Annotated in this window: 13 protein-coding genes; 2 read left to right on the top strand and 11 right to left on the bottom strand. The window is 37.7% G+C overall.

All coding sequences use genetic code 11. The annotated features are described in order from the left end of the window. Positions 1-6 precede the first annotated feature (6 nt). Complete coding sequence (gene uvrB / locus RK01_RS03545; RefSeq protein ID WP_016171904.1) at positions 7-2,001, bottom strand: excinuclease ABC subunit UvrB; 1,995 nt, start codon at positions 1,999-2,001, stop codon at positions 7-9. Between the two features lie 364 nt (positions 2,002-2,365). Between uvrB and RK01_RS03540 the strand changes: the two genes are divergently transcribed. Further along, complete coding sequence (locus tag RK01_RS03540) at positions 2,366-4,519, top strand: amino acid ABC transporter substrate-binding protein/permease (RefSeq protein ID WP_016171903.1); 2,154 nt, start codon at positions 2,366-2,368, stop codon at positions 4,517-4,519. After that, positions 4,520-5,257, top strand: a complete 738-nt coding sequence (locus RK01_RS03535) for an amino acid ABC transporter ATP-binding protein (RefSeq protein WP_016171902.1) — start codon at positions 4,520-4,522, stop codon at positions 5,255-5,257. It abuts the gene before it with no gap. Positions 5,258-5,403: 146 nt separating this feature from the next. Here the strand turns inward: RK01_RS03535 and pcp are convergent, their stop codons facing one another. The 10 genes from pcp to recJ all read right to left on the bottom strand — a co-directional run bounded on the left by pcp (position 5,404) and on the right by recJ (position 17,490). Further along, positions 5,404-6,051, bottom strand: a complete 648-nt coding sequence (pcp, locus tag RK01_RS03530) for a pyroglutamyl-peptidase I (protein ID WP_016171901.1) — start codon at positions 6,049-6,051, stop codon at positions 5,404-5,406. Between the two features lie 14 nt (positions 6,052-6,065). Beyond that, the gene (locus RK01_RS03525) at positions 6,066-7,130 is read right to left on the bottom strand and encodes an iron-containing alcohol dehydrogenase (RefSeq protein ID WP_016171900.1); all 1,065 of its coding nucleotides are present in this window, start codon (positions 7,128-7,130) and stop codon (positions 6,066-6,068) included. Between the two features lie 83 nt (positions 7,131-7,213). Next, entirely contained in the window at positions 7,214-8,383 is a 1,170-nt protein-coding gene (gene dnaJ / locus RK01_RS03520; RefSeq protein ID WP_016171899.1) for a molecular chaperone DnaJ, read from the bottom strand. 143 nt (positions 8,384-8,526) lie between these two features. Beyond that, positions 8,527-10,356, bottom strand: coding sequence for a molecular chaperone DnaK (gene dnaK / locus RK01_RS03515; RefSeq protein ID WP_016171898.1), 1,830 nt, complete (start codon positions 10,354-10,356; stop codon positions 8,527-8,529). A 46-nt stretch (positions 10,357-10,402) separates the two neighbouring features. Continuing rightward, positions 10,403-10,936, bottom strand: a complete 534-nt coding sequence (gene grpE / locus RK01_RS03510; RefSeq protein WP_016171897.1) for a nucleotide exchange factor GrpE — start codon at positions 10,934-10,936, stop codon at positions 10,403-10,405. A gap of 32 nt (positions 10,937-10,968) precedes the next feature. Continuing rightward, positions 10,969-12,009: a heat-inducible transcriptional repressor HrcA gene (hrcA, locus tag RK01_RS03505; RefSeq protein WP_016171896.1), complete on the bottom strand. Its 1,041-nt coding sequence runs from the start codon at positions 12,007-12,009 to the stop codon at positions 10,969-10,971. Positions 12,010-12,176: 167 nt separating this feature from the next. Next, positions 12,177-13,343, bottom strand: a complete 1,167-nt coding sequence (gene hemW / locus RK01_RS03500; protein ID WP_016171895.1) for a radical SAM family heme chaperone HemW — start codon at positions 13,341-13,343, stop codon at positions 12,177-12,179. 161 nt (positions 13,344-13,504) lie between these two features. Next, a complete protein-coding gene (gene trhO, locus RK01_RS03495) occupies positions 13,505-14,410 on the bottom strand; it encodes an oxygen-dependent tRNA uridine(34) hydroxylase TrhO (RefSeq protein ID WP_016171894.1) in 906 nt (301 codons plus the stop codon). Between the two features lie 267 nt (positions 14,411-14,677). After that, positions 14,678-15,190, bottom strand: coding sequence for an adenine phosphoribosyltransferase (locus RK01_RS03490; protein ID WP_016171893.1), 513 nt, complete (start codon positions 15,188-15,190; stop codon positions 14,678-14,680). Positions 15,191-15,201: 11 nt separating this feature from the next. Next, the gene (recJ, locus tag RK01_RS03485) at positions 15,202-17,490 is read right to left on the bottom strand and encodes a single-stranded-DNA-specific exonuclease RecJ (RefSeq protein WP_016171892.1); all 2,289 of its coding nucleotides are present in this window, start codon (positions 17,488-17,490) and stop codon (positions 15,202-15,204) included. Positions 17,491-17,561: the final 71 nt, after the last annotated feature.

Raw genomic sequence — 17,561 nt, 5'->3', positions numbered from 1 at the left:
CTTATTTTATTCCGTCGCTTTTAGTTCTAAAATCGTATCCCGCAACGTGGCGGCTGTTTCAAAGTCTAACGTTTTTGCCGCTTCTTTCATTTCTTTTTCCAATTTGATTAATAAGGTATCTTTTTCTTCTTTGGTTAATTCATCATAATTAGCCAAAGTTACTTCTTTACCCGCATCATCACTAGTCTTAGTAATCGCAATTAAATCACGAATCTCTTTAATAATTGTTTTGGGGACGATACCATGGTCTTCATTGTATTTTTCCTGAATACCGCGACGGCGAGAAGTTTCATCCATCGCTTTTTGCATGGAATCAGTAATTTTATCAGCGTACATAATTACTTTCCCCTCTGAATTACGAGCGGCACGGCCAATTGTTTGTACTAAAGAACGTTCACTGCGTAAGAAACCTTCTTTATCTGCATCTAAAATCGCCACTAAAGACACTTCCGGTACATCCAAACCTTCTCTTAATAAGTTAATTCCCACTAAGACGTCAAATTTCCCTAAGCGCAAATCACGGATAATTTCCGTTCGTTCTAAAGTTTTAATGTCGCTGTGAAGATATTTTACTTTAATGCCCAATTCTTTAAAATAGTCGGTCAAATCTTCCGACATTTTTTTTGTTAATGTGGTCACAAAAACACGTTCATCTTTTGCAGCCCGTTCATTAATCTCACCGACTAAATCATCAATTTGGCCCATAATTGGTCGAACTTCAATCACGGGATCTAATAATCCGGTTGGACGAATAATTTGTTGAATTACAGTGTCGGTTTGTTCTGCCTCATATGGTCCTGGTGTAGCCGAGACGTAAATAATTTGATGAACATGTTCTTCAAATTCTTCTAAGCGCAGTGGTCGATTGTCAAGAGCAGAAGGCAAACGAAATCCATAATCAACTAGCATTTGTTTACGTGCCCTATCCCCATTGTACATCCCACGAATTTGTGGCATTGTGACGTGAGATTCGTCAATCACGATTAAAAAATCATCTGGAAAGAAATCAATCAATGTGTAAGGCGGTTCGCCTTCTTTACGACCATCTAAGTGACGGGAATAATTTTCAATTCCAGAAGTATATCCCATTTCACGCAGCATCTCGATATCATAATTGGTGCGCTGTTCCAAACGTTGCGCTTCTAATAACTGATTATTATCTCTTAAAACTTTCAAGCGAAAATCCAATTCCTTTTGAATCGATGCAATCGCGGTTTCTAAGTGGTCTTCATTTGTCACAAAGTGAGTCGCTGGAAATATGGAGACATGCTCTGTTTCTGCCATTATTTCGCCAGTTAGCGCGTCTACTTCACGAATGCGATCAATTTCATCACCAAAAAATTCAATTCGTAATGCCCGTTCATCTCGTGAAGCAGGAAAAATTTCAATAACATCTCCTCGGACACGAAAACGTCCCCGTTGAAAATCGATATCATTTCGTTCAAATTGAATTTCCACGAGATCTCGCAATAATTGGTCCCGACTGATTTCCATACCAACGCGTAAAGATACGACCTGCTTTTGATATTCCATTGGTGAACCTAAACCAAAAATACACGAAACCGATGCAACAACGACAACATCATTACGCTCTAGTAAAGCACTTGTTGCCGAATGTCGTAATTTATCAATTTCATCGTTAATACTTGAGTCTTTTTCAATATAGGTGTCAGAAGATGGAACATAAGCTTCTGGTTGATAGTAATCATAGTAGCTAACGAAATACTCCACGGCATTGTTGGGGAAAAATTCTTTGAATTCTCCATATAATTGTCCTGCCAACGTTTTGTTATGTGCAATAATCAAAGTCGGTTTGTTAACATCTTTAATAACATTTGAAATCGTATAAGTTTTACCAGTCCCAGTGGCACCTAATAATACCTGTGCTTTCTTGCCGGCATTCACACCAGCCACTAATTGACTAATCGCTGCGGGTTGATCCCCAGCTGGCTCATATTTTGAAACTAACTGAAATTGATTGGAGGTTACTCGATCAATCATTCACATCTTCCTCCCTAACATTATTTTCTCTCTACAAAAATTGTATTCTTTTCCTATATAAAAGGAAATAAATACGCATTTTGTCCACGAAATATTTTAACATAGCGAACATATTTTCGCTACTTTTCAATCGCGTCTGAAGCTTTTCTTAATGTTAGGTTTTATCACATAACTTGTTACTTTTTCAAGAATTTTTTTCTCATAATTCCGTAAAAGCATTGTGAAGATTCTGATTACTGCATATAATATTTTATATGTGATTTTTATATGTACTTTTTTATACGCAGTTAAGAAGGCTTAATCTTTCTGCCATTTTATTGGGTAGAGAGGAGCCTTTTAACATTTATTTATAGGAGGAATTACGATGAAAAGAAAACTAATCTTATGTTTATCTTTCTTGGCGGGATTTTTAACTTTAGCCGTCACCAAACCTGCCGCTGCAGCGGAACAAACTTACAAAATTGGGACAGATATCACCTTTGCTCCTTTTGAGTTTCAAAATGAGCAAAACGAGTACGTTGGCATTGACATCGACTTATTAAAAGCTATCGCTAAAGACCAAAATTTTAAAATAGAACTTAAACCCTTAGGATTTGATAGTTCTATTCAAGGCGTGCAATCCAACCAATTAGACGCCATGATTGCGGGCATGAGTATTACAGATGAACGAAAAAAATCTTTTGACTTTTCCGATCCCTACTACGATAGTGGAATTCAAATGGCTGTTGCTAAAGGAAATAGCAAAATTAAAAATTACGATGACTTAAAAGGAAAAACTGTTGGTGCCAAGGTAGGAACAGAATCCGCTACTTTCCTTGAAGAAAACAAAGACAAATATGATTTTGATGTTAAACTATACGATGCCGCTGATGCATTGTACGGTTCTTTGAACAATAATACTGTCCAAGCCATTTTTGATGATGAACCCGTCTTAGGTTACGCGGTGACACAAGGACAGCCTTTACAACTAGTAGGGGAAAAAGAAAAAGGAAATTCCTATGGTTTTGCTGTTAAAAAAGGCAAAAATGCCGAATTACTTGCAAAATTTAATGCTGGTTTAAAAGATTTAAAGGCAAATGGCGAGTATGATAAAATTGTCGCAAATTATGTTGCCAAAAGCGATGATGAGACCGCTACTGGCACCATGAAAAAAATTGAACCCAAAAAATCGGAATACGTAATTGCCAGTGATACAGCCTTTGCACCTTTTGAATTTCAAAATACAGATAACAAGTATGAAGGAATCGACGTTGATTTATTGAATAAAGCGGCAGAAATGCAAGGTTTTAAATTGAAATGGAATCATATTGGTTTTGCTGGCGCCGTGCAAGCGGTCCAAGGCAATCAAGCCGATGCTATGATTGCCGGCATGACAATTACGGATGAACGAAAACAAAGTTTTGATTTTTCTGATCCTTATTTTGAATCTGGTATCCAATTAGCAATAAAAAAAGACAATGACGAAATTAAAACGTATGCTGATTTAAAAGGCAAAAAAGTGGGCGCCAAAATCGGAACGGAAAGTGCTGATTTTCTCCAAAAAAATAAAGCTAAATACGGCTATACGATTAAACAATATGATACAGCAGATGGTTTATATGATTCCGTTCGTGGCGGACAAATTGATGCCATTATGGACGATTATCCTGTTATTGGTTATGCCATTAGTCAGGGACAAGAATTAGCTACGCCAATTAAACGCGAAAGCGGCGGTTCATACGGTTTTGCTGTTAAAAAGGGCCAGGCCCCTGAATTATTGGAGATGTTCAATGAAGCTTTAACAGAGATGAAACGCACTGGCGAATATGATAAGATTTTAGATAAATATATTGCAGATGGAAACGAACAAAAGAAATCAAGCGTTGACGAGTCAACTATTGGTGGTTTATTGAAAAACAATTGGAAAGTTTTGTTAGAAGGCCTATGGAAAACCATTTCTCTGGCATTAATTTCATTTGTATTGGCACTTGTTATTGGGGTTATCTTTGGATTATTCAGCGTTGCACCCATCAGAGGTTTACGAATCTTTGCTTCAATTTACGTTGATATTATTCGCGGAATTCCAATGATGGTATTAGCATTCTTTATTTTCTTTGGTTTATCTGATGCAATAGGTTTTACTATTCCCGACTATACAGCCGGTGTTATTACCTTAACTTTAAACGCCAGCGCTTATATCGCTGAAATTGTTCGTGGTGGTATTAATGCTGTTCCTGTGGGCCAAATGGAAGCTTCTCGTAGTCTGGGGTTGGGATATACCCACACAATGCGGAAAATCATTTTACCTCAAGCAATTAAAATTATGATTCCATCATTTGTTAACCAATTTGTTATTTCATTAAAAGATACAACTATTATTTCCGTTATCGGAGTAGTCGAATTATTGCAAACTGGTAAAATAATTGTCGCGCGTAATATGCAAAGTACCTATGTCTATCTGATTATTGGCGTGATGTATTTAATCGTTATTACTGCCCTAACTCGTCTAGCTAAAGTTTTAGAAAAGAAGGTGAAATAAATGGCTGAGAAAATTAAAGTAACGAACTTAGTAAAAAAATACGGAGATAATACCGTTTTAAATGATATGAGTATCACCATTAATGAAGGAGAAGTTGTCTGCGTAATCGGTCCTTCCGGCTCTGGGAAAAGTACATTTTTACGCTGTTTAAATCGCTTAGAAGAACCGACCAGTGGCGATATTGAAATTGATGGCACTCACTTAATGGCCAAAGGAACGGATATTAACAAAGTGCGCCAACATATTGGCATGGTTTTTCAACACTTTAACCTTTTTCCTCATCTTTCAGTTTTACAAAATATTACTTTAGCACCAACTGATCTAGGTCGTATGTCAAAAGCGGATGCTGAGAAAAAAGCTGACAGCCTATTAGAAACTGTTGGTCTATCTGATAAAAAAGATGCCTTACCCGGTAGTTTATCTGGGGGTCAAAAACAACGGGTTGCTATTGCTCGGGCATTGGCGATGAATCCAGATATCATGTTGTTTGATGAACCAACCTCAGCTCTTGATCCAGAAATGGTTGGTGATGTACTAAACGTTATGAAAAAATTGGCCAAACAAGGAATGACAATGGTCATCGTTACCCACGAAATGGGCTTTGCTAAAGAAGTTGCTAACCGTGTTCTATTTTGTGATGGCGGCAAATTCTTAGAAGACGGCACACCAGATGAAGTCTTTAATAATCCAATGAATCCGCGCACCCAAGACTTTTTAAATAAAGTTTTGAATATTTAATAAAAAAAGCTGAACGGACTCGCTCAGCTCTCAAGTAATAGGAGGAAAGCCTAATATATTGCTCTTATTACTTGCAAAAATCATATAATCCCTGCACCTATAAAAAAAGCATCATTTTACAAGATTCACTTGTAAAATGATGCTTTTTAATGCTCTGTTCCACCAAATGTTTTAATATCTGCTTGATCGTTATAGGTAACCAAAGCTTTAATAGCCAGTGTTACACCATGGACAATATCTTGTAAATTCATTGCCGGTTGATTTGGTTTGTCTATTACTTGCGCGGGGATAAAAGGAACATGAATAAATCCACCTTTTAAAGACGGATACCTCTTATCAATTAAATACTGCACATAATACATAATATAATTACAAACAAAAGTACCAGCTGTGTAAGAAACAGCTGCCGGAATTTTTTCAGCTTTCACTGCAGCTGCCATCGCTTTTACTGGCAGCTGCGTAAAATAGGCAGTTTGGCCGTCAGCAAAAATAGTTTCGTCGATTGGTTGTTCGCCCATATTATCAGCAATCCGTGCGTCAGCAAGATTAATCGTTACTTTTTCAAATGTTATGGCAAAGCGCCCTCCTGCCTGACCAATATTAAGTACAATATCGGGTTGATAGTTTTTAATCGCTTGTTCAACAATAAAACCAGCCTGATGAAATACAGTAGGAATTTCTAATTTAATAATCTGTGCGTTTTCTATCTCGTCTGGTAATTGTTTTACAACTTCTAAAGCAGGGTTAATTTGCTCTTTTGCAAAGGGATCAAAGCCTGTCACTAAAATTTTCATCATTATCTTCCTTTTTAATGTAATTTGATAAGGGCCGCCATTATTTTTTCTACATTGACTTGTCTACTAATATAATTCCCCGCATTTCGAGTGAGTAAAATTCTTTTTGCCAAATATTGGTGCATTTCCTCTGATAAATTCAAATTAAGCTCATGCAGCGTAGTCGGTAAAGCAAGATGGCAAAATAGCTTTTGGTGCGTTTCATATTCTGATTGGCGTTCTTCTGCCAATAACTGGAGCAGCACACCCACTGCGACAATTTGACCATGACTACCAGTGACATTCATTGCTTTTTCTCCCATGACAACATTATGAAATCCATGGGCTAGACTCAAACCCCCATTTTCAAAGCCCAAACCACTCAGTAAGATATTGGCTTCTACGACATTTTCAAAGGCTTCATTTATTACACCTACAGCTTGCGCTTTTTGAGCATTTTTAATATCGCGGATTAAAACTTCGTGACAACTTTTTGCCAAACTTAACGCCGCTATAGTCGGGGATGCACCCATGGTATTTCGTCCATTTTCTTGCCAAATACTCCTCGCTTCAATATAAGTGGCAATTCCGTCAGCAAATCCCGCCAAGAGCATTTCAGCAGGAGCGTTTAGAATGACAGTAGTATCAACTAAAATAATTTCAGGATTTTGGGCATAAAAATCATAACGGACGAAATTTCCCATTTCATCATACCTGACAGAAATCCGTGAGGTAGCTGCATCTGTAGCAGCAGAAGTTGGCAATATTGCGATTGGCAACTCACAAGCGTTGGCAATCATTTTGCCTAAATCCATTGCTTTTCCCCCACCTAAAGCGATGATAAATTGACATCCAAATTTTTTTACCGATTCTTGAGCATTAACCAAGAGTTCTGGCGGATTATTTTCGTCTACTAAAATGGCCTCACTTTTAATTTTAGCAACCGTTAGATTATGGACTATTTTATTTCCCAGCATCTTCATGACAAAAGAATCTGTTACAATTAACACATGGTTACCTAAACGATTTAAGCGAAATAATTCTGATTGAAAGGCATTTGGCCCTTGTATGTATTCTTGAGGACTAGTAAAAACTCGCATTGTCTGCCTCCTTTTTTAGATTATTCTTACTATACCTCAAAAAGAAAAAGAGTTCATGGAAATTTTCCCATGAACTCTTTTATCTATTTTTTCTTACCACCAAAAGCATCTTTCATTTTATCGAAGAAACCTTCTGATTGCTGTTCGGTTAATTTGGTACCACTAACCTCAGCAAATTGACGCAAGGCTTGTTTTTGCTCTTCGCTCAAATTTTTCGGCGTAATTAAATTGACTTTTACATGTTGATCGCCATTGCCAGTTCCACGTAATTTTGGCGCACCTTTTCCACGCAAACGGAAATTCGTACCCGTTTGTGTCCCTGCTGGAACTTTTAACTTCACTTCACCATGAACTGTTGGCACATTAATTTCATCCCCTAATGCAGCTTGGACAAAATTAAGCGGCAACTCGTAGTAAATTTCTGCGCCGTCGCGATCAAAGATATCACTTTCTTCTACTCGGAAAACAACATATAAGTCACCATAAGGCCCACCATTTTCACCGGCTTCACCTTGATTTTGTAAGCGCATTTGTTGGCCGTCTTCCACCCCGGCTGGAACAGTAACTTTTACTTCATGCGCTTTTTTTTCATGACCTGAACCATGACAAGTTGGGCAAGGTTCTTTAATTTCTTTACCGGTACCGTGACACACATCACATGTTTGACGACTCATCATACGACCTAATGGTGTTTGACGTTCCACATTAATTGAACCAGAACCATGACATTTTGAACATGTCACTGGTTGAGTTCCTGGTTTTGCACCATTACCGCCACAGGTATGACAAACTTCTTCACGGTTATATTTCACTGTTTTTTCCACGCCAAAAATTGCTTCTTCAAACTTCAAATTAACCGCATACTGTAAATCTGCACCTTGCCGCGGAGCATTGGGATCAACAGAACGTCCCCCACCGCCGCCAAAGAAAGATTCAAAAATATCTTCAAAACCACCAAAGCTGCCGCCACCACTGAACCCGCCATAGTTGCCGCCACCAAAACCACCGTAGCCGCCACCATAATTAGGATCAGTTCCAGCATGACCATATTGATCATAGGCTGCCCGTTTTTGCGGATCGCTTAATATTTCATAAGCTTCCGAAATCTCTTTAAATTTTTCTTCTGCATCAGGCTCTTTATTAATATCTGGGTGATACTTTTTGGAAAGCTTGCGATATGCTTTTTTGATTTCGTCATCGGAAGCTCCCTTTTGCAGCCCGAGGACTTCGTAATAATCACGTTTGTCTGCCATAGGCTTTCCCTCCACATACTTTTATTCTCACTTGGGTATTTTAACACATTTTAAAAGGAAGCTAAACTATCTCATAGAAAAAGCCAAAGCGGTAGCCTTGGCTTTTTCCTCATCAAGTACAAAATAGCTCTTTTTGACTAAAATTATTTATCTTCGCCATCGACTTCTTCAAAATCAGCATCGACAACATCATCAGCGCCGCCTTGTGCTTCCTCTGGGTTAGCTTCAGCTTGTTGTTGCGCCGCTTGTTCATATAATTTGACAGTCAAGTTTTGGACGATTTCGCTTAAAGCATCCCGTTTTGCTTTCATATCTTCTAAATTATTTGCTTCAACGGCAGCTTTTAATTCATCTCGTGCATCTTCGGCTTTCTTAACTTCGTCGGCGTCAACTTTACCTTCTAATTCTTTCAATGTTTTGTCAACAGAGAATAATAAAGCATCTACATCATTCCGCAAGTCTACTTCTTCTTTACGGGCTTTATCTGCTTCAGCGTTTGCTTCAGCATCTTTGACCATCCGTTCGATTTCATCATCTGATAAACCTGATGATGATTTGATTGTAATCTTTTGTTCTTTTTGCGTTCCTAAATCTTTAGCAGAAACATTCACAATCCCGTTTTTATCAATATCAAAGCTTACTTCAATTTGTGGAATACCACGAGGAGCAGCAGGAATATCAGTTAATTGGAAACGACCTAATGTTTTGTTGTCTGCTGCCATTGGGCGTTCACCTTGTAAAACGTGGATATCAACAGCTGGTTGATTATCTGCCGCAGTTGAGAACACTTGTGATTTACTTGTTGGGATAGTAGTGTTACGGTCAATCAATTTTGTAAACACACCGCCCATTGTTTCAATCCCTAACGATAGTGGTGTTACATCAAGTAAGACAACATCTTTTACATCACCTGTAATAACCCCACCTTGAATAGCAGCACCCATCGCAACAACTTCATCTGGGTTAACAGATTTATTTGGTTCTTTACCAGTTTCTTTACGAACTGCTTCAACTACTGCTGGAATACGAGTTGAACCACCAACTAAAATAACTTCATCTACTTCAGATTGTGATAAACCAGCATCTTTTAGTGCTTGGCGTACAGGAACTTTAGTACGTTCAACTAAGTCAGCTGTTAATTCATCAAATTTAGCACGAGTTAATGTCATTTCTAAGTGTAATGGACCAGCATCTCCTGCTGTAATAAATGGTAAGCTGATTTGTGTGCTCGTCACGCCTGATAAATCTTTTTTCGCTTTTTCAGCAGCATCTTTCAAACGTTGCATTGCCATTTTATCTTTTGAAAGATCGATACCATTTTCTTTTTTGAATTCTGCTACCATATGATCGATAATTTTGTTATCAAAATCATCCCCACCTAAATGATTATCACCGGCAGTTGACAATACATCAAAAACGCCATCACCTAATTCTAAAATGGAAACGTCAAATGTACCGCCACCAAGGTCAAATACTAAGATTTTTTCATCGCGATCAGTCTTATCTAAGCCATACGCTAACGCTGCGGCAGTTGGTTCATTTACAATTCGTTCTACTTCAAGACCTGCAATTTTACCAGCATCTTTTGTTGCTTGACGTTGGGCATCATTAAAATAAGCAGGAACTGTAATAACTGCTTTTTCAACTTTTTCTCCTAGATAGTCTTCAGCAAAACCTTTAATGTATTGTAATACCATGGCTGAGATTTCTTGTGGTGTATAAGATTTACCTTCAACATCAACTTTGTAGCCCGCTTCGCCCATATGACGTTTAATAGATGAAACTGTATTTGGATTTGTTACTGCTTGACGTTTCGCAACTTCCCCTACTTGAATTTCGCCATTTTTAAACGAAACAACAGAAGGAGTTGTCCGGTTACCTTCTGGATTAGCAATAATTTTTGCTTCGCCGCCTTCTAAGACTGCAACAGCAGAGTTTGTAGTACCTAAGTCAATACCAATAATTTTACTCATAATAAAACGCTCCTTTAAAAGTTATCTCTTTTTATAAAACAATAATTTATTGGGCTACAACAACCATACTTGGACGCAAAACGCGATCATGTAATTTGTAACCTTTTTGAAGTACCTGCACAATAGTATTGGCAGGTGCATTTTCACTTGCTTCAACTGTTTGCACACCTTGATGGAAGTTTGGATCAAAGACTTCGCCTTCTGCAGGAATTTCTTCAATTCCTTCTTCTTTCAAAGCATTTTGTAGACTCGCCAATGTCATTTCGACACCTTTTTTCAAACTTGCACCATGTTCATCATTAACTTCTGTTGCCATTGCCCGTTCCAAATTATCAATTGCTGGTAAGAGTTTTTTGGCTAAATCTTGGGAACGATAACGCTGCAACAACTCGCGCTCATTGCGATTCCGATTGGTAATATTCGCAATTTCTGCACGGGCCCGTAACAATTGATCATCCATCTCATCAATTTTTTTTGTCAACTCAGTCAACTCATCTGACACAGACTCTGAATCCTCTAAATCTTTTAGCTCAGTAATTTCTTCGGCTAATTCTTCTTTTTGTTCCTCTTTTTCAGACACTGAACTTGCCACCTTTCTATGCAAAATTTCTTTTAACTTGTTGCATCTAGCGAACGATAATATTCTGCTAATTTCTCAGCGAGTTCACGAGAAAACACATCAAGTAAACCAAACATTTTAGAATACTGCATACTCGCAGGCCCTAATAATGCAATAACTCCTTTACCATGACCTGAAATATCATAACTCGCTTGAATTAAGCTCATATTATGAAACAAGTCATTACCCAACTCATCACCGATACGAATATCAATGCTCTCAGTGGGGGGAATCAAAAGTTGCATCAACTCTTCAGGGTCTTTCATAAAGCGGTAAATTGATTTGAACTGATCAACATCTTGTGATGGTTCAAAATCAATCATATTCATGCGACCGCCAACAAAAACTTTTTCCTCAAAAACTTGACCTAACATTAAGTCAAATAAATCTAAAATACCTTCTGTTGTTTGAAAGTATTTGTGCAAGATCATCGGTATCTCAGTACGCAGACGTTGATAAACCGTGAGTAATGGCTCACCTACTAATTTGTCGTTGATGATCCGTACCATCTTTTCCAAGTCGGCGCCGCTGACACTTTGCGGTAAAGCAAAGACTTGGCTTTCGACGTTACCTTTATCCGTCACAATAATTGCAATCACTTGACGGCTATTCAAAGGAACAATACGAAATCCAGTCAGACGTCTATCCTTCATATCCGGACCTAAAGAAAATGCAGTGTAACTCGTTAAAGTCGATAAAATCTCAGCAGATTGTTGAATAATATCATTAATCTCATGAAATTCTTGACCAAAAGACTGTTTAATAACTTGCATCTCTGTTTTAGCTACGCGCGTAGGTTTTAATAAATGATCGACATAGTAACGATAACCCTTCATCGAAGGAACACGACCGGAAGAAGAATGGGTTTTTTGTAATAAGCCCGCTTCTTCTAAAGCCTTCATATCATTACGAATTGTAGCAGAACTCGCTTTGATTCCTGCAGCCATCAAGGATTTCGAACCTACCGGCAACCCGGTCTTGGTATAGTGTTGGATAATGAGACGCAGAATATCTTGTTGTCTATTCGTCAACATATTCATCACCTCGTATTTAGCACTCAATCCTTTTAAGTGCTAACACATATTAATATACCACAAGAAACTTTATTGTCAAGAAATGTGCAACAAAAAATTAGCACTCTTGCAACAAGAGTGCTAATGAATTTTCTTAGTTATACCAAGGGTTTGAAAGGCTAAAAAAACTAATCTAACAAAAACTTCTCAAAAATTTCATTTCCAATTAACAACCCTTTTGATGTTAAAGCAACATGATCATCAGTCTCTGCAAGCCAATCTTTTTTGATTAGTTCTCTTAAAACATCACCATAAATTTCTGTCATATCCGTGCCAAATTTTTCATTAAAATGAAATTTTGAGATACCCGCTTTCTTGCGTAAGCCCAAAAACATTTCTTCTTCAATTTGGTTATTGCGTGTCAATTCTTCAGTTTCATAAATTGGCAACTGATTTTGACGCAATGGTTTTAAATAATGTTGAATTGGTCCGAAGTTTTTATAACGTCTTTGGCCAAGATAACCACTTGCACCAGCCCCAAAGCCAAAATAGTGTTCGTTATTCCAATAGACCAAGTTATGTTGCGACTCAAAGCCTGGTTTGGCAAAATTACTAATTTCATATTGAAACTTCCCAGTATTGTGCATGGCTGCCATAGTTTCTTCAAACATTTGTCCTTCAATTTCTTGATCAGGCATCTCTAGACGTCCTTGTCTCACCCAATTCATAAACATGGTCTTGTTTTCAAGAATTAAAGAGTATAACGAGTAGTGGGGTAAATCCAATTCAATTGCGCGTTTTAACGTGTTACGGAAACTTGCTAGTGTTTGACCAGGTAATGCGTATATCAAATCGATGGAAACATTTTGAAAGTCGGCCTTTTCTAAAAAATGCATCGTAGCATAAACATCTTTTACGGTATGTTTACGTCCTATTTTTTTCAATAATACATCATCAAAAGTTTGGACTCCCATTGAAAGGCGATTAACATTGTGTGCTTTCATCACCTGTAACTTATCAAAAGTTAAATCACCGGGGTTCGCTTCCACAGTGAACTCGTTCACAGTATCCATCGGAAAAAGTTGATTGATACCACTTAATAACGTATCCAGTTGCTTAACTGACAGTGAAGTGGGGGTGCCTCCACCGATGTATAAGGTAGGGCTTTGAGTAATTGGATTTTGTTCTAAAGTTAACTTTATTTCTTTTAAAAGACTTGAAATATATTCATCTACTGGCTGTCCTTCTAAAAAGACTTTATTAAAATCACAGTAATAACAGATATGTTCACAAAAAGGGATATGAATATACGCTGAAATAGCCTCTTTCACTTGTTTTTCACTCTGTTGCATCATTTAATTCCTCTCAATTAACATTACTTTTCATAATCGTTCTTATTTCTCGTCTATCTTACCATAAGTAAATTCGTTAGGGGAAAAATGTCTTTTATCATCTATTTTTAAAGATGTAAAATGAAAAAGGTCGGAAATTAACTTTCCAACCTTTAAGGCACAAGCTATTTTTGAAACAAATGCGTTTTGACATAGCGATTGCGAGGATGGTTGCGACAGGCTTCACTACAAGCACCTAAATACTTTTCTTCATTTTCCACAGAAGACAAGATACGACGATTACATTCAGGATTACTGCAGTTAATATAGCGTTCACAAGGACTCCCATCAAACCAATCCCGACCGACTACATGCTTATCCACCTGATTGATCTCAACGCTAATACGCTCGTCAAAAACATACATTTTACCATCCCATAATTCACCACGTACTTCTGGATCCTTTCCATAAGTGGCAATGCCGCCGTGTAACTGGCCGACATCTTTAAAGCCTTCTTTGACAAGCCAACCAGAAAATTTTTCACAACGAATTCCACCCGTACAATACGTTACTACCCGTTTTTCCATAAATTCTTCTTTGTGTTCTAAAATCCATTGTGGCAACTCGCGAAAATTACGAATTTCCGGACGAATGGCCCCACGAAAATGCCCTAAATCATATTCATAGTCATTACGAGCGTCGATAACAACGGTATCTTCATCTAGCAAAGCTGCTTTAAAAGCCCGTGGTGAAAGATATTCTCCCGTTGTTTCGTTTGGATTCAAATCATCAGCTAATTTCAATGAAACAATTTCTTGTCGTGATCGGACAAACATTTTTTTAAAGGCATGTTCATTTGCTTCATCAACTTTAAACAGGATTCCTGCAAAACGCGAATCTGCTTGCAACGCTTTTTGGTAAGCTGCTGTGTCCTTCTTTAACCCAGACACCGTCCCATTAATTCCTTCTTTGGCAACTAAAATTCGACCTTTTAAACCCAATTCTTGACAAAAAGCCAGATGCTCTTGTGCAAAAGTTTCCGGATCTTCAATAGTTGTATATTTATAGTAAAGTAATACTTCGTAATCCATACTTATTCCCCTTTCCTTAGTAGTATAGCGAATCTTGAGTTTAGAAGAAATTTCTCTGCTTGTACAAATAGTCGCAAAGTTTAAGCCCTGAAATTTTTATCCACTGAAATTGACATCCTTTATGTATCTTTTTCTTTATTCCCCTCACTTTTTTAACGTTGGGTTATTTTTCATGCATAAGCACCTTTTTCACATAAAAAATTTTATTCATTCCACGAGCTAGACTAAAAAAGACGTTTTGCAACAAGCGTTGCAAAACGTCTTTTTTTAATATTCCATTAAAGTAATCATATCGTAATCTTTAATTTTATCCCGTCCGTGTAAATCCATTAATTCGATTAGGAAAGCACAACCAACAACTACGCCCCCTAATTCTTCAACGAGTTCCGTAGTAGCTTTAATTGTACCCCCAGTAGCTAATAAATCATCACAAATTAAGACGCGTTGTCCAGGTTTAATAGCATCCTCATGTAAGGTTAATGTGTCAGTACCATATTCCAAATCATAAGTTACTTCAATTGTCTTACGTGGCAGCTTTCCTTTTTTACGCACGGGTGCAAATCCTACTCCCAATTCATAAGCGACTGGACAGCCAACGATGAACCCACGCGCTTCCGGTCCAACCACCATATCGATTCTTTTTTCTTTTGCATAATCTACAATCTGTTTTGTTGCTTCACGATACGCCATACCATCTGCCATTAAAGGTGAGATATCGCGAAAAACAATCCCTTTTGAAGGGTAATCGGGAATACTTGCAATATAATCTTTCAAATCCATGTTGTTTCCTCCTAATTTTCAAACCACGTTTTTAAAGTTGCTACGTCACTTAGCAAAAGAAATTCTTCTGTTTTAATTTTTTGTTGTCTATTTTTATAAACCTGACTGGATGTAAGATCTTTTTTGCCATCTATATCAGCTTGACGCAAAACACCATCGCTTATTGTAACAAATTCCAAATCAAAAAACACCTGAATCATGAAAATTAATAATTTTTCGGGTATTTTTAAAAATTGCGCAATACTTGGTAATTTGTAGCGGACATCTAATGCCTTTTGTTGCGCGATTAGTTTGAACAAACGTCCATACTGTTCCCTTGTTCCTAATCCATCTAAATAGGCATCATCATTGGTACTTAAAATCAAATATATTTGTTGAAAATCAGCTAATGTCACAATTTCTTTTAATATTGCCGCATTGGTGGGACAATCTAAAAAAACCACACTAGAGAAATTTTTTTCTTGCAATAATAAACTCAAATGGTCGAAGTCTTGATAGTGAACCGCTTTTTTTGCATATCCCGTTTGGAATTCTTCAGAAATCTTAGGGCCAAAATACAAAAAGAGTGAATCTGAGTTAAATTGTAAATGCTGTCGATTTTTTTTAGCTCGAAGATCAACGATTTGCAAGCCAACCGAGGCAAAATCAACAAGTTGGAGTTGTGGGGATTGTCGCCCATTCCATTCGTTAATCTGCAACTGTCCTACTACTGCAAGTTCGTTATTTTCTACTGAAGTAGCGTAACTACCAAAACCAAAACCAATTGTGGTTAATTGACTATTATCTTTATCTGTTAAAGTAAATTTCAGATGATTACTATCTGCACCAATTGTTTTCACATCTAGTGTATAAACGTGTTGAAATAAAAAATAGGGTTGCGGATTATCCATGCCAAAAGGAGCTAACTTTTTCAGCTCCTTAATTAAGCCGAGGCTCGCTTCAGAAATTTGAATTGCCGCATCGATAGCTAACGAATTTCCAACTAACATTTCTTTATGCCCATGGGCAAAATCAGCGACTCTTTCTTTAAGCTCTGTTAGTGCGCTTAATGGTAGGCTGACACCGACTGCCGCATGATGTCCCCCAAAACTTGTGAACAATTCCCGCAGCTCATCCAACATGGCAAACATATTAAGCGACTCAGTACTTCTACCTGACCCTTTAGCAATGCCATCTTCTTTAATGGTTAAAACAAGTGTGGGTTTCCCCGTTTCTTTTAAAATCCGCCCAGCCACAATTCCTAAAACACCTTCATGCCAACCTTCTTTTGCCACGATATGAATTGCGTCTTGCGGATTGATTAGCGCTAAAGCTTCTTTGGTAATCATTTCTACTAAGCCTTTGCGCTCTTTGTTAATTTCATCCAATTCTTTGGCTAAATTTTCAGCTTCTGCTTCATCAAAGGTTTTTAATAAGGTAACCGCTTTATTTGGATCCGCTAAGCGACCAATCGCATTTAACCGGGGGGCTAATGCAAAACCGATACTTTGTTCATCTAATTTTGTTTCATCTACTCCACTAACTTTTAAAAGTGTTTGCAGCCCCAGACGTTCGGTTTGTCGCAAAGCCTTAAGACCATAAGTGACCAACACACGATTTTCATCGGTTAAAGAGACCATATCCGCTACAGTCCCTATCGCTACCAGATCCAAAAACTCAGCGGGCACCTCTTCTAAAAGCGCGCAAGCCACCTTAAAAGCTACGCCAACTCCGGCCAGTTCCCCAAAAGGATAATGTCCATTAGGGTGGCGTGGATGAATAATTGCAAAGGCATTCGGTAATACCTTTGGTAATTCGTGATGATCGGTAACAATAACATCTATACCTTGTGCATTGGCATAGTCAATAGCTTCATGACCGGACACACCATTATCAACGGTAATAATCAATTGAATACCTGTAGCAATCATTTCCTGATAGACCGCAAGATTTGGTCCATAGCCGTCTTTAAAGCGATTGGGTAAATAAAAACTGACATCCGCCCCTAAAAGTTCCAGTGCTTCAGTCATAATAGTCGTACTGGTAATTCCATCAGCATCGTAATCACCATAAACCATAATGCGTTCACCATTCATGATGGCTTCTTGAATTCGATCAACTACTTTTTCCATCTCAAATAGTTGAAATGGATCATGTAATTGTTCTATCTGCGGTTGTAAAAAGGCCGCTAGTTGCGCTTCATCTTGAATCCCACGTTGCCAAAGAAGTTGTGTTAATGTTTTATTTAAATCAAATTTCTCACATATTTTTAAAAATTCTTGTGGCGCTTCCATTAATTGGGGAAGTTGCCAATTATACATAGAGCTACTCAAAAAATCACTCCCAACCAGATTATTATAGCAAAATCAGCAAAGGTTGGAAAGTTTTCCAA

The organism is Enterococcus dispar ATCC 51266, from assembly GCF_000406945.1.
Lineage (GTDB): Bacteria > Bacillota > Bacilli > Lactobacillales > Enterococcaceae > Enterococcus_C > Enterococcus_C dispar.
This window is presented reverse-complemented; position numbering and strand designations above follow the sequence as displayed.

Excerpts from the sequence above, each read along its gene's own strand:
- uvrB (WP_016171904.1), bottom strand. The coding sequence starts at position 2,001 with ATGATTGATCGAGTAACCTCCAATCAATTTCAGTTAGTTTCAAAATAT.
- RK01_RS03540 (WP_016171903.1), top strand. The coding sequence starts at position 2,366 with ATGAAAAGAAAACTAATCTTATGTTTATCTTTCTTGGCGGGATTTTTA.
- RK01_RS03535 (WP_016171902.1), top strand. The coding sequence starts at position 4,520 with ATGGCTGAGAAAATTAAAGTAACGAACTTAGTAAAAAAATACGGAGAT.
- pcp (WP_016171901.1), bottom strand. The coding sequence starts at position 6,051 with ATGAAAATTTTAGTGACAGGCTTTGATCCCTTTGCAAAAGAGCAAATT.
- RK01_RS03525 (WP_016171900.1), bottom strand. The coding sequence starts at position 7,130 with ATGCGAGTTTTTACTAGTCCTCAAGAATACATACAAGGGCCAAATGCC.
- dnaJ (WP_016171899.1), bottom strand. The coding sequence starts at position 8,383 with ATGGCAGACAAACGTGATTATTACGAAGTCCTCGGGCTGCAAAAGGGA.
- dnaK (WP_016171898.1), bottom strand. The coding sequence starts at position 10,356 with ATGAGTAAAATTATTGGTATTGACTTAGGTACTACAAACTCTGCTGTT.
- hrcA (WP_016171896.1), bottom strand. The coding sequence starts at position 12,009 with ATGTTGACGAATAGACAACAAGATATTCTGCGTCTCATTATCCAACAC.
- hemW (WP_016171895.1), bottom strand. The coding sequence starts at position 13,343 with ATGATGCAACAGAGTGAAAAACAAGTGAAAGAGGCTATTTCAGCGTAT.
- trhO (WP_016171894.1), bottom strand. The coding sequence starts at position 14,410 with ATGGATTACGAAGTATTACTTTACTATAAATATACAACTATTGAAGAT.
- RK01_RS03490 (WP_016171893.1), bottom strand. The coding sequence starts at position 15,190 with ATGGATTTGAAAGATTATATTGCAAGTATTCCCGATTACCCTTCAAAA.
- recJ (WP_016171892.1), bottom strand. The coding sequence starts at position 17,490 with ATGTATAATTGGCAACTTCCCCAATTAATGGAAGCGCCACAAGAATTT.